Raw genomic sequence first — 12,217 nt, forward strand, 5'->3', positions numbered from 1 at the left:
AAAAAATCGGTCGTTCTTTTTAGTTTACCTGATCTAACCAGATAACTAAATGCGATAATAATCAGCATAATTATTTAACAATACCCGCAAAACGTTGATAGAAAACCGTTGGACTGTTCTCATTTTTAGGAGCGTATTCTCCTGCTATAATTGGAATGTAAATAACCCTTCTTCTACTCTCTTCGCCACGGATAGTTGATTCTGCGACTCTGTGCCATAAACGACCATCATGAATGGTTAAATCCCCCGCTTCCGGAATGATGGAAACTTCCTCTGGATCGGCTTTATTATCTAAAAAGTATTTTTTACGAAAAAGCATTTGATAAATACCTTGCTTGTGAGTACCCGGAATGATCTTAAGTCCGCCATTTTCAGGTTTTAAAGTGCTTAAGTGAATACCCACATTGAGCATCGGGTTTAATTTTGCACCATAAAAAATATCTCTCAAGCCATCTGTATGCCAGCCCATTTTAGTAAACTTACTTTCTGGCCCATTGATATAATGATTAAAAACCATTCCGTCTTTTTCTTCCGTGCCTAATCTCGCGCCCTCGCCTGCCAATGGTAATAAACTATTAAATCTTGGATCAAGTAAAAGACCGCTTAAGGCCTGATGATGCTGATTGATAAAAGCAAAACGTTGTACAATAGGAGAACCATCTAAATCTTTTCCGTATTTAATAGGAACGCCATTTACTTTTTGAAGGTCATTGTCGATCCATTTTTGCTCTACTTGTTTCGAGGCATCAATGATGGATGAAACCGTTTGCGGATTTATAAATTTTTTGAAATGGATAAAGCCATGTTCGTTAAAAAAAGCAATTTGCTCAGCAGTTAATTGCTCAGTAAGGGTAAAGGTTTTATAAGAAGATACCATGATAAATATATTTAATAAATGAAATAATAAGTTTGAAATTTTATCTAAAGTTTAGCAACAGCAACAACAACACATTCGCATGTTTGCCTGCATTCGACCCTTAGGGAAATTAAACAAATTTTTTCTTTTATTTGACATACTCTATGGAATTAGTAGAATTTAATACAAACTTAATATAATTTTTTCTTTTGCAAACAATATTTTTTTATTTTTTTTATTTTTAAAATTAAATTTTATAAATTCCGGCTGCAGTTTTTTCGATGAATGCCTTTGGTAGTATGCGATTGGCGTAAACCGAAATGATATTGGTAAAACCCGGAATAACTTCTGATTTTTTACTGAACATGGCTTTTACGGCCATTTTTGCAACTTCATCAGGCTGCATATTAAACTTTTCAGCCATTTTGCTAAAAGCGTTTAAGCCAGCTCTTGCAGCAAAACCGGTATCAACCGGACCAGGACTAAAACAAGTTACGGAAATTGAAGTTTGGGCCAATTCAAAACGCAAGGCACGAGTAAACGATAAAACAAAAGCCTTTGTAGCCGAATAAACAGCCAGCGTAGGTACAGCCTGGTAGGAAGCAGTACTGGATATATTTAAAATGTATGCTTGTTTTTCTTGTAAAAGAATTGGAACAAATAAATGCGAAAGTTCTACCACTACATTCATGTTAAGCTGCATCATGCCAAGCTGATCCGTTAGAGAAGACTGACTAAAATCGCCCCACACCCCATAACCGGCATTGTTCACTAAAAAGCCAACCGGATAGTTATTCGTTTTTATCCAATCGGTTACTTTTTGTGATGCACCATTTATCGAAAGATCAATCGATAAAACAAAAGCATTGATGCCGTATTTAACCTGAAGATCATCAGATAATGCTTTTAATTCTTCCTCGCTTCTTGCAACAAGCAATAGTGGATAACCCTGTTTGGCCAATTCATAAGCAATAGATTTTCCTATGCCTTTGCTGGCTCCGGTTATTAAGGCATACGGTTTCGTTTTTTCGCTCATTTCATTGATTTAATAATCAAATATAGAAATTAATTATAAACCGTTGGGTGTACAACGTGCAGAATGGTTATCCTCTGCCTCCCCTATCCTCTTGCTGTCTTATTCAGGGTTTGAAGAAACTTGAAAAATATTAAAAACTGCTATGGCACTATTTTTAAAAGCATGCATACTAAAGTATTTATTCAACCATTTTTTTAAACAACATTTCCATTGACTCTGAATCTATTGTATTCATATCTAACAACTTTAATGATTTAACCATTTTAATTGTAGATATTTTATATTTTTGAAAATGAGGTGTTTTTAAATGCGATTGATAAGCATCGTTATCATTGTAGATTTCTAATATTCTTATTTGAGTTGAATCATTTTTTTGATACATGGGAAATATTGCAAGTACACCAGGTTCCAGTTTTACTGAAGCTGAAGACTCCTCTTTTAAAATGGCTTTGTATTCGGATAAATATTCAGGGTGAATTTCAATTTCCGAAATACGAACCATCATCTCTTTTTTTTGAGCTGACATATCATTGAAAGTTAAAAAAATTGCTGCAAATAGTAATTGTAAAAATAAACTATTTGGAAAACTGTTTTGAAGATTATAAATTAAGTTTTTCATTTATAAGGTTTTAACATTACAATAGGAATTCTTTAAGATGGATGGGATAATTCTCTAAAGATAACACAATAAAGCGGTACATTTTTAGAGAGGGATGGCAGTTTCTTCTTGCAAGTTAGTTATAAACTCTTCAAAGTTGTTGGCTACTAATTCAAAAGCATCATTTTTTGTTTTCCACTCCATTTCCATTTGATATAACAAAATTTTATCCATAGATTCTTCATCAAATGATATACAAAATACCCAGCCTCCATTATCTATGGCAAAAGGTAGTTTTTTCCCTAAGCCTTCTTCCTTGAATTCTTTGATAAAATCGTACATCATCCTATAAGTTATAAATTGTGAAATTTCAAATAACTTTCCATCATTATTTATAAACTTATTTTCCTTTACTGACAAATCTGCGTATTTTGAAATAAAATCTTTAATAGTTTCAGGTATTTTGATACCGGCTTCATTTTCAATTCTACTGTATTGATGCGGTAAAAAACGATCATTTAAAGTTAACTTTCTCATATTTTAATCACTAATTTTTAAATAATACTTTTCTAATTGAGCCAATACATCCAGAAAGTTACCTCTATCCGAGGTGTTCTTGCAAGCGCTGCGCAAATATAGGGAACTCTTCGAGGAGCAGGAAAAACTATAAAAATAAATAAGCCCTAAAATACATTTCAATCGAAATCTATTTTACTTTTGCGCAATGTTAGAAATTCTTTACCAGGACGAATATATTATAGCCATTAATAAACCAAGCGGGTTGCTGGTTCACAAATCATTTTATGCGCGCGATGCAAAAGTGTATGCCATTCAGGAATTGAGAAATCAGATAGGCCAACACGTTTATCCTATTCATCGGTTAGACCGCAAAACATCTGGTATTTTGTTATTTGCATTGGATAAGGAGGTTTTGAAAATTATGAATGATCGTTTTGCCACACGCGAAGTCGAAAAAAAATATTTAGCCATTTTACGCGGCTGGTCACCTCAAGAACTAACGATTGACTATGATTTAACCAATGATGACGACATTACACAAAATGCCATAACCTACTTTCATCGTTTGCAAAATGCCGAAGTTGCCTTAGAATTTAACAATAAACCCACTTCACGCTATTGTTTGGTAGAAGCGATTCCTGAAACCGGGCGTATGCATCAATTACGAAAACATTTCAAACATATTTTTCATCCCATTTTAGGAAGTCGACCACATGGTTGTAACAAACAAAATAAATTATGGCTGGAGAATTTTGACCTGAAAGGAATGATGCTTCATGCACATCAGTTAATTTTTAATCATCCGATAAACAATGAACAACTCATCCTGAATGCAAAGATTAATAAAGAGTTTAGCAAAGTAGGTACTATTCTTAATCTGGATTTGAGTAAGTACGAATAGAACATCATTGTAATAGATAAAAAAAATAAACACATAGCGGCTTCCAAATATTTCTTATGAAAAGCTGCTCGAATGTCTCCTTATTTCGCACCCACATCGAGAATCAACAAAGAGAAGTCCGTAAAAGTAATAACATAAAATTATAGAATGTTGGAATTGGAAAGAAGTCGGGAGACTTTACAGCAGTGGCTTCAATAATTCTAAAGATAACTACAAACAATAACAGTTATTATTACTAAGTGATTACTGAACATAATATGGAATACTATATAAACATCGTACTGGATTTCCATCTTTGATTGCCGGAATCCAGTTTGGAGATAATCTTAAAACCCTTTCTAATTCTTTCCCCGATCCGCAACCAAAATCACCAAGAATTTTTATTTCAGACAAACTTCCGTCCTTTTCAATTTTTATAGTTGCAAAAACACCGCCTCTAGAATCTTCATCATCCATTATTTCTTTTGGTATAACATAATTTTTCTTTAAAAAGTCATGAAACTTTTGAATACCTCCCGGAAATTTTGGGAGAATTTCTACTGCAGAGGTACTATAAAACTTCATTATCTTCTGGCGTACTATCGTGATACTTTTCGAATTTTAGTCTTTGTTGTAGCACAGTCTCTTCGATATTTTCAGAAGCCGGCTCTGTCATTGCTCAAATAGTAGTATTTTGAAAGCTCAATAACAATAAAAAACTAATGACTATTAAAAAAAAAAAATCATAATTTTTTGTTTAGTGGAGAATTTACATGTAAAAAAACAAAAATTATTCGATTTTAAAGTCAATAATTTAATACCGTTAAATTTAATTTTGACGAAACTAATTAACAATTTCATTAACAAATCAACAACAACCGATATTCCTGTTTATTTTCTATCTATGGGTTATTTGGGTAGTAACATTATGAGTTAACTCAAGAAAAACTGCATTCAAAATACTGAATAACAATTATTTAATAAAATTCAATATATTTATACTAACTAAAATTACTCAATGGGATTTGAATACACTAATAAAGAATAGATTATACCTTGAGAAACTTTAAAAAAGAAATAGATAAATGGAAACAATCGTAATAAAACGAGATAAAAGGCTGAGAAGTCAGAACCGGACAATTTCTATGTCAGGGTTGCTAATTTTTTTGCCAATTAGTATTGCTGTTATAAACTTATCTATTTTTCTGGCTGCCTTTTTGGGCATAATTGGACTCTTATACTTTTTTTCGTTGATACGAGATAGTCGTCTTAAGCAACAACCCAATGAAATTATTTTTAGTGATCAAGATGTTTTTTTTAATGCAATAGGAACTTTTGCATGGAATGATATCAATGCGTTTGAAGTAAAGAGGAGAATTAGCCATAATGAATATAATGAAAAGAGCACCTCTATTTATTTGCATATTTTTTTGGAAAACAGAAAATCATTTTATTTTCCGATAGACTTACTCGAAAAAAATGAGAAGGAAATCGTGGCTCTTTTTATAAAGTATAAACCAGGCTTTCTTCAACTGCACTAACCCGGAGCTTCCCTTAACAAATCAACAACAAACTATATTTCCCTTCATTTTCTGCTGGTACCCTGTAAATACAAGGCGGTACTTATTGTTTTGGATGATCTACAGCCAGTCCCAAAGTTTAGCCATTTTCTTTAATTGATTGTTATTTTTTCGAATATTTCATTTAATGCATCTTCCATAACTTTGGCTGTATCTGTGCCACTTTGATTCGTAATGATAAATGCACCCAGATTGTATTTTGGAACAATATAAATATAACATTGAGAACGTGGTACTCCGCCGTGATGAATGTAAAAGGTTCCCAGTTTTTTATCCTCTGTAGCGATATTCCAGAAATAACCAATACTAAACTCCTTGTCAAATTTTACAATTGTTCGATGTGATTCGGCAACGATTTTATTATTTTCCAGCTGAAACTTAATATATTTCACCATATCAGGTATTGTCGATTTCATATTACCGGATGCTCCCCATGGTAATTGCGGCATTGGCGACGTAATTACACTATTGTCACTATGGCAACCTACAGCAAGCCTTTGAGCTTCCTGATTAGAAAGGCTTATTTTTGTGTGCTGCATTGCAATGTTTTTAGTCAGGTAATCTGTTAACAGTTTTTCATATTTTGTTTTTATAAACTCTTTCTAAAATAAAAGCTATCAGTTGGCTGCCTGCACTTGAATAAGAATATTTATACCCTGGAACGGTATCTATTTTGACTTTATGAAGATCTCTTAAAAAATCTTTTTGTCCGTAGTTTTTATAAAGTTCATTGAGTTTTGCAGGAGTATCGTGGCTTGTAAAATTGTCCAGAATTTTATTTGCTTCAAATGGGAGCATGTTTGGAAATACGCTTGTATGCGAAAGCAAGTGTTTTATCAGAATGGGTTGTTTTCCGTACTTTAGATTTGGATAATTTTCAGGTAAATATTTTTGGACTTCATCGTCGATATTCAATTTCTTTTCGAGAACTGCTTTTGCAGCAAGTGTTCCTGCAAATGTTTTGCTTAAAGAACCTATTTCATAAATTGTTTCATTATCAGGGCAATTATTTTTTCCTTTTTCTAATTCTCCATAATGACCAATGAATTCTTTTCCCAAATAAACTATTGCAATTGAAGTAGAATGAATTAAAGGTTTTTTAATCATTCTGTTTGCTGCGCTATCAATTAAAACTTTGATATCAATGTTTGCTGTTTTTGAGCGCTGAGCCATGCAAAAGATAGAGGATAGTAAGAAAAATAAAAGGAATCTATTTTTCATAGTTTTAAACGATTATATTTTTTTATGTAGAATTAATTAGATTATCGAATACCTTTTTATTGATAATAGGTTTTAACTAACTTTATTACTCTGATATGAGCAATTTGTATATTTTAATCTTGCAACAACTTCCTTAGCAAATCAACAACAACCGATATTCACCTTCATTTTCTATTGGTGCTCTGTGAATACAAGGCAGCACTTGTTGTTTTGGGTGATCTACGGCCAATCGCCAAAGGTGCCCTAAACCTAAATTAATAGGTACTGCATCCTGATCTACCTGATAATGCAAATCAAAATAATTTTCCTTCAAAAAATCTTCGAATTCTTCCTCTGCTCCGTCATGCAGTTCTTTTAGCTTGGCTCGGATTTCGGGAATCAGGATTTTTTGCTCTGCCTGCACATTAGCAACAATATCACTTGCGGCTCCATGATAAGTACATAGAAAAGTATCAGTTGCAATGGGCGAACGATCTACATGAAACGAATACACATCGGTCGATATGAAATCAAATTCATCATCACGTTCGTAACACTTTAATAAATTAAGAGAAGGCGAAGCACCAAAATCAGTTAATAATTGTAGATCCTTTAAGATTATTTCCCTGGCTATACTCCCCTTTTCTGACAGTTGTAGTGCGATGAGATCTTCAGGATGAACTTCGGTTATATTTTCTTTTAATGATAACTTGACTACAATCTCATTAAAATCACCATCCAAATTTCTGTACCAGCATAGCGCATTCATTTCTCCGTTGAAATCGGTCTGTACGAGTTCTGAGAAAGTAGATACGGCTCCTATTTGGTCGCTGTCAGAAAATATATTGTTCATAGTATAATAGTAAGAAGCTAATTATTTAAGCATACAAAATTATATAACAGCCCATTATTTTTGCAAGGCTTTATTTATTACATAGCGAAACCTTAAATACAGTAAGACAGATGATGTTAGCAAGCCCAGACACAGACCAAACCAGATTCCCTGTACTCCTGTATTGAAATGAATTCCTAAAATATAGGCTGCAGGAAGGCCAATAATCCAATACGCTATAAAGGTTATAAAAGTCGGAATGTTTACATCTCCCATTCCTCTTAGTGCGCCTAGTCCAACCACCTGAGTACCATCAAAGAGCTGGAATATTGCAGCAATTATTAATAATTGTGCCGCCAGCGCTACAACAGTGGTGTCATTGGTTATAAGGTAAGGTAAATATTGATTAAAAAGTGTAAAAATTAGAGCAAAGAACATCATAAAAATGATTACTAAATGATAAGACGCAGCAGCAAACCTCTGAAGTCTTTTGTAGTTTTGATTTCCAAAACTATTTCCGACTTTAATAGTTGCAGCCGATGCAATTCCTCCTGCCATCATGTAGGTCATTGCTGCAAGGGTTATTGCGGTCTGATGAGCTGCCTGTTCTATTGCGCCTATATGACCGGCCATTAAAGCAGCAACAGCAAATGCTCCAATTTCAAATACATACTGCATGGCTACAGGCAATCCTATTTTGACCACTTTTACAATTTTTGAAACATTAATAAACTTCACTGAGAAATGCTGTATATAAACCTTAAAGCTTTCTGAACGAAGCACATACCACATCATGACCAGCATCATTAAAACACGATCTATCAATGTTGCAATTCCTACCCCCTGAACTCCCATTGGCTCAATCCCAAACATTCCTTTTACCAGAATCACTGCGATAACTACGTTGAGTACATTTCCCCATATTGTTATAGACATGGCTTGTTTTGTAAAACCCAGCCCTTCTGCAAATTGTTTGAAGGTTTGAAATACCATCAAAGGCAGAATAGATAAACTTAAAATAAGTAAATAAGGTTTTGCCGTTTCTACCACCTGAGGATCCTGATCTGCATGCTGCATGGCAAACATAGAACCGTAATACACTACCAAAAAAAGAAAAATTGCAGATACAACATTCAGCCATAAGCTGTTTGACAGAAGCTCTGCGCATTCCTTAAAATTTGATTTCCCATTTTCCTGCGCAATCAAAGGAGTTAATCCGTAGGCAATCCCTAAGCCTATTACTAAAACTACCATGAAAACGGAATGAACCAGCGAGACTGCCGCCAATGATATGGTTCCTGCATAATGACCTATGATCACCGTATCGAGAGTCTGCACCAGGGTATGCCCTAGCTGAGAAATTACAACAGGCCCTGCAAGTGCTATTGTGCTTTGATAATATATCTTATTGGATTTATATTTTTTGATCATATTAAAAATTACTTTCTTTATTAAGAATGTGCTCAAATAATATAATTAAAGCACATTTTTTTTATCTAAGTTAATGGAAAAAACGATAACTCAAGCCTTGATGCGACAGCACAGAGATTACAAAATCTGTACTATCACAGTTTTTAGGATTGAGGGTTAAAAGGGCTAGTGTGGCATTAAAAACGAAAGTATAGTATTGATAATCAACTACACATCAAAAATAAATGGCCGGTAATGAATGATAATAAAAGCTGCTTATTTTTTTGTTTTAAAAACTTTATAACATACAAAAAGAATCCCCAGCCAAATTGGAATTAATTCTACAGATAACTTCATATTAGTGATCCACATGATGGATAAAATACCCAATAAAAATACGAAACAGATGTAGTTACTTACCGGATAAAATAAGGAAGCAAACTTAGTTTTTGTGCCTTCTATGTCTTTGGAACGTCTAAATCGTAGATGCGTATAAGAAATCATCACCCAGTTAATAATTAAGCAAGACACCACTAAAGACATTAAAATACTAAAAGCCTCTTTTGGTATTAGTTTATTTATTAAAATACAGATCGCTGCAAAACAGGATGAAATTAAAATAGCATTTATAGGTACCGATTGTTTGTTTAGTTTCATTAAAAATTGAGGAGCATTGCCCTGATCTGCCAAACCATATAACATCCGTGAGTTACTGTATACACTGCTATTGTATACTGATAAAGCTGCGGTTAGTACAATTAAATTAAGGACATTAGCGATAAGGCTTGTGAAAAATATTTTGTGGCCAAAAAACTCAAATTCCATTCCGTTTAAATTTTGAAAAACCATTACAAACGGACTGCTGTCTGTAGTAATTTGCTGCCACGGTGACAAAGCAAATAAAATTACCAATGCACCAACATAAAATATAAGGATTCTATAGATGACCTGATTGGTTGCTTTGGGAATGTTTTTTTCCGGATTTTCTGCCTCAGCAGCGGTAATTCCAATAAGCTCTAAGCCTCCAAAGGAAAACATAATCAGCGCCATTGCTGCTAATAAACCCTGAAAACTACCATTAGTCGTTTTTTCAAAGAAACCTTTCGGGAAGAAACCTCCATCGTTATATAAATTATGAATTGTAGCATGTTCTCCTCCTGTACCGCTTATTAGCAAGTAAGTACCAAAGAGGATCATCGCAATAATGGCAACCACTTTTATAATCGAAAACCAAAATTCAGTTTCTCCGTACACTTTTACAGAGGCAAAATTCAAAGCATTAATAACCAGAAAGAAAAATAAACTCGATGCCCAAAGCGGAATTTCAGGCCACCAAAACTGCACATAGACACCAATGGCTGTAAGTTCAGCCATACTCACTAAAATATATAAAATCCAATAATTCCAACCGGATGCAAAACCAGCAAAAGAACCGCAATACTTATAGGCAAAGTGACTAAAACTTCCTGATACAGGTTCTTCGACCACCATTTCGCCAAGTTGCCTCATAATAAAAAAAGCAATAATTCCGGCAACAGCATATCCTAAAATAACAGATGGCCCTGCTAATACAGCCGCCGGACCAATACCAAGGAAAAGCCCCGTTCCTATTGATCCGCCTAAGGCAATTAACTGAATATGACGATTCGTAAGCCCGCGTTTAAGCTGATTGTCTTGTATGTCTTCGTGGATTTTTTTCACAAACTAAATTTTTTAAATGAGCTAAATGTACTCACAAATGTATAAACCGCGAAGATAAGTTAAAATAGGAATGGTACAAAGCATGTACTATGCTAAAACTCCGATTAGATGATCCTTTTTTTGAGAGATTTCCTGAAAGTATGCCCATATTAGCTGTAAGCTAAGGATTGGGATCATCTTAATTCTGCAAAAAAGTATAGGTAAAACCATTATTATTCTGTCCATAAAACTCCAATAGAATAAGTCTTTGCCCTTCCGCTGATTATTACCCTGTCTCCTTTATCTTCACAATAAAGTTCTCCTAACCGTTGTGAAATCTGAAGGGCAAAAAGTTCTTTTTTATTTAAACGCTCTGCCCAAAAAGGAATTAACGAACAGTGTGCAGAACCTGTGACCGGATCTTCCAGAATAGAGGCCTGAGGTGTGAAAAATCTCGAAACAAAATCAGAGTTATCTCCTTTTGCAGTAACAATTACTCCACCCGGGTCAAGATTGATCTGATCGAAAATCTGCCTGTCTATACTTATATTTTTAATGTCAGATTCGGTATCATAAACTAAAACATAATCCCGAGACTTAAAAACTTCTTTTGGTTTGATACTTAAAGCATTTTCAATCGCTGCAGGCAATGCAGACTCTACTGGCATTCTTGAAGGGAAATCCATTTTATACAGACCGTTTTCTACTGTAACAGTCAGGTCTCCGCTTAAGGTTTCAAAAACAATTTGATCCCTTTTATGGCCTAGAATCTCCTTTAGGCAGTGAGCAGTTGCTAAGGTAGCATGACCACAGAGATCCATTTCTATCTCTGGTGTAAACCAGCGTAAATGTATTTTCGCGTCTTTATATACAAAGAAAGCCGTTTCGGCAACAGCATTTTCATTTGCGATCTTCAATAACATTTCGTCGCTTAACCACTCTTGGAGAGGCACGACACAGGCTTGATTACCTGCGAATGTTTTATCTGTAAAAGCATCAATTTGATAGAGATTAAGTTTCATATATTTTTTTGATTATTATAAAATGATTTTCAATACTAATAAATAAATTATTTATCCAAGTATTTCTAAATGACTATTGATTTTTGAGATTTTTTTTCATCATAATATCAGTTTGCTCATCGGTTCCCAATACAAAAATATGCTTATCAAATTCTACAAAGCCATTTTTCTTATAGAAACTTATCGCTCTGTGATTTTCTTCCCAAACGCCCAGCCAGACAAAATTAACCTTATTTGTATCTGCAATTTGTATGGCATGTTCATACAAAAACTGACCTGCTTTTTTACCATGATATTCTTTGAGCACATATATCCTTTCGATTTCAAGTCCTGCACTGTCTTGCAATTCCGTTTGAGATGCTCCACTGTTTATTTTTAGATACCCTACAACCGAATTGTCAAGTACAGCAAAATAAAATTCGGAATTATCTCCGCTTAACTCTTCCGAAAGTTTCTCAACTGAAAAACCTTCTTCTAAATATTGAGCCATATTTTCCTCTGTATTGCTTTCAGAAAAAGTTTCAAAAAAGGTCTTTCTACCAATTTCCTGCAATTGGATGATGTCATTTATACTTACTTTTTTAATTTTAATATTTTCCATTTT

Annotated in this window: 14 protein-coding genes; 2 read left to right on the forward strand and 12 right to left on the reverse strand. The window is 34.0% G+C overall.

Features of this window, described 5'->3' with window-relative positions; all coding sequences use genetic code 11:
* Positions 1 to 70: 70 nt before the first annotated feature.
* The 4 genes from IRZ78_RS00945 to IRZ78_RS00960 form a co-directional block, all read right to left on the reverse strand.
* Positions 71 to 877, reverse strand: coding sequence for a phytanoyl-CoA dioxygenase family protein (locus IRZ78_RS00945; RefSeq protein WP_194614730.1), 807 nt, complete (start codon positions 875 to 877; stop codon positions 71 to 73).
* A gap of 226 nt (positions 878 to 1,103) precedes the next feature.
* The gene (locus IRZ78_RS00950) at positions 1,104 to 1,892 is read right to left on the reverse strand and encodes an SDR family oxidoreductase (protein WP_194614731.1); all 789 of its coding nucleotides are present in this window, start codon (positions 1,890 to 1,892) and stop codon (positions 1,104 to 1,106) included.
* Positions 1,893 to 2,070: 178 nt separating this feature from the next.
* A complete protein-coding gene (locus IRZ78_RS00955) occupies positions 2,071 to 2,511 on the reverse strand; it encodes an antibiotic biosynthesis monooxygenase (protein WP_228520309.1) in 441 nt (146 codons plus the stop codon).
* An 84-nt stretch (positions 2,512 to 2,595) separates the two neighbouring features.
* Positions 2,596 to 3,027 carry an SMI1/KNR4 family protein gene (locus tag IRZ78_RS00960; RefSeq protein WP_194614732.1) on the reverse strand — a complete coding sequence of 144 codons (432 nt, stop codon included), beginning with the start codon at positions 3,025 to 3,027 and terminating at the stop codon, positions 2,596 to 2,598.
* Between the two features lie 187 nt (positions 3,028 to 3,214).
* On the opposite strand from IRZ78_RS00960, the gene IRZ78_RS00965 reads away from it, so the two are divergent.
* Positions 3,215 to 3,910 (forward strand): pseudouridine synthase, encoded by a 696-nt coding sequence (locus IRZ78_RS00965; protein WP_194614733.1) that lies wholly within the window; start codon positions 3,215 to 3,217, stop codon positions 3,908 to 3,910.
* A gap of 243 nt (positions 3,911 to 4,153) precedes the next feature.
* On the opposite strand, the gene IRZ78_RS00970 is transcribed toward IRZ78_RS00965, so the two are convergent.
* Positions 4,154 to 4,474 (reverse strand): hypothetical protein, encoded by a 321-nt coding sequence (locus IRZ78_RS00970; protein ID WP_194614734.1) that lies wholly within the window; start codon positions 4,472 to 4,474, stop codon positions 4,154 to 4,156.
* A gap of 500 nt (positions 4,475 to 4,974) precedes the next feature.
* On the opposite strand from IRZ78_RS00970, the gene IRZ78_RS00975 reads away from it, so the two are divergent.
* Positions 4,975 to 5,430, forward strand: a complete 456-nt coding sequence (locus IRZ78_RS00975) for a hypothetical protein (RefSeq protein ID WP_194614735.1) — start codon at positions 4,975 to 4,977, stop codon at positions 5,428 to 5,430.
* 131 nt (positions 5,431 to 5,561) lie between these two features.
* Here the strand turns inward: IRZ78_RS00975 and IRZ78_RS26300 are convergent, their stop codons facing one another.
* The 7 genes from IRZ78_RS26300 to IRZ78_RS01005 all read right to left on the reverse strand — a co-directional run bounded on the left by IRZ78_RS26300 (position 5,562) and on the right by IRZ78_RS01005 (position 12,214).
* A complete protein-coding gene (locus tag IRZ78_RS26300) occupies positions 5,562 to 6,008 on the reverse strand; it encodes a serine hydrolase (RefSeq protein WP_255552131.1) in 447 nt (148 codons plus the stop codon).
* Positions 6,009 to 6,045: 37 nt separating this feature from the next.
* On the reverse strand, positions 6,046 to 6,690 hold the full coding sequence (locus IRZ78_RS26305; RefSeq protein WP_255552132.1) for a serine hydrolase domain-containing protein: 645 nt from the start codon (positions 6,688 to 6,690) through the stop codon (positions 6,046 to 6,048).
* 133 nt (positions 6,691 to 6,823) lie between these two features.
* Positions 6,824 to 7,522, reverse strand: coding sequence for a DUF1826 domain-containing protein (locus IRZ78_RS00985; RefSeq protein ID WP_194614736.1), 699 nt, complete (start codon positions 7,520 to 7,522; stop codon positions 6,824 to 6,826).
* 54 nt (positions 7,523 to 7,576) lie between these two features.
* Positions 7,577 to 8,968, reverse strand: coding sequence for an MATE family efflux transporter (locus IRZ78_RS00990; protein WP_228520311.1), 1,392 nt, complete (start codon positions 8,966 to 8,968; stop codon positions 7,577 to 7,579).
* A 219-nt stretch (positions 8,969 to 9,187) separates the two neighbouring features.
* The gene (locus IRZ78_RS00995) at positions 9,188 to 10,612 is read right to left on the reverse strand and encodes an amino acid permease (RefSeq protein ID WP_194614737.1); all 1,425 of its coding nucleotides are present in this window, start codon (positions 10,610 to 10,612) and stop codon (positions 9,188 to 9,190) included.
* 212 nt (positions 10,613 to 10,824) lie between these two features.
* Positions 10,825 to 11,613 (reverse strand): PhzF family phenazine biosynthesis protein, encoded by a 789-nt coding sequence (locus IRZ78_RS01000; RefSeq protein ID WP_194614738.1) that lies wholly within the window; start codon positions 11,611 to 11,613, stop codon positions 10,825 to 10,827.
* A 73-nt stretch (positions 11,614 to 11,686) separates the two neighbouring features.
* Positions 11,687 to 12,214, reverse strand: coding sequence for a GNAT family N-acetyltransferase (locus tag IRZ78_RS01005; RefSeq protein WP_194614739.1), 528 nt, complete (start codon positions 12,212 to 12,214; stop codon positions 11,687 to 11,689).
* Positions 12,215 to 12,217 lie beyond the last annotated feature (3 nt).

The sequence above is a fragment of the Flavobacterium sp. CSZ genome (assembly GCF_015350725.1).
In the GTDB taxonomy this organism is placed as follows: Bacteria; Bacteroidota; Bacteroidia; order Flavobacteriales; family Flavobacteriaceae; genus Flavobacterium.

Coding starts and splice junctions, on each gene's coding strand:
- IRZ78_RS26300 (WP_255552131.1), bottom strand. CDS start 6,008: ATGCAGCACACAAAAATAAGCCTTTCTAATCAGGAAGCTCAAAGGCTT.
- IRZ78_RS00945 (WP_194614730.1), bottom strand. CDS start 877: ATGGTATCTTCTTATAAAACCTTTACCCTTACTGAGCAATTAACTGCT.
- IRZ78_RS00975 (WP_194614735.1), top strand. CDS start 4,975: ATGGAAACAATCGTAATAAAACGAGATAAAAGGCTGAGAAGTCAGAAC.
- IRZ78_RS26305 (WP_255552132.1), bottom strand. CDS start 6,690: ATGAAAAATAGATTCCTTTTATTTTTCTTACTATCCTCTATCTTTTGC.
- IRZ78_RS01005 (WP_194614739.1), bottom strand. CDS start 12,214: ATGGAAAATATTAAAATTAAAAAAGTAAGTATAAATGACATCATCCAA.
- IRZ78_RS01000 (WP_194614738.1), bottom strand. CDS start 11,613: ATGAAACTTAATCTCTATCAAATTGATGCTTTTACAGATAAAACATTC.
- IRZ78_RS00970 (WP_194614734.1), bottom strand. CDS start 4,474: ATGAAGTTTTATAGTACCTCTGCAGTAGAAATTCTCCCAAAATTTCCG.
- IRZ78_RS00965 (WP_194614733.1), top strand. CDS start 3,215: ATGTTAGAAATTCTTTACCAGGACGAATATATTATAGCCATTAATAAA.
- IRZ78_RS00950 (WP_194614731.1), bottom strand. CDS start 1,892: ATGAGCGAAAAAACGAAACCGTATGCCTTAATAACCGGAGCCAGCAAA.
- IRZ78_RS00985 (WP_194614736.1), bottom strand. CDS start 7,522: ATGAACAATATATTTTCTGACAGCGACCAAATAGGAGCCGTATCTACT.
- IRZ78_RS00960 (WP_194614732.1), bottom strand. CDS start 3,027: ATGAGAAAGTTAACTTTAAATGATCGTTTTTTACCGCATCAATACAGT.
- IRZ78_RS00955 (WP_228520309.1), bottom strand. CDS start 2,511: ATGAAAAACTTAATTTATAATCTTCAAAACAGTTTTCCAAATAGTTTA.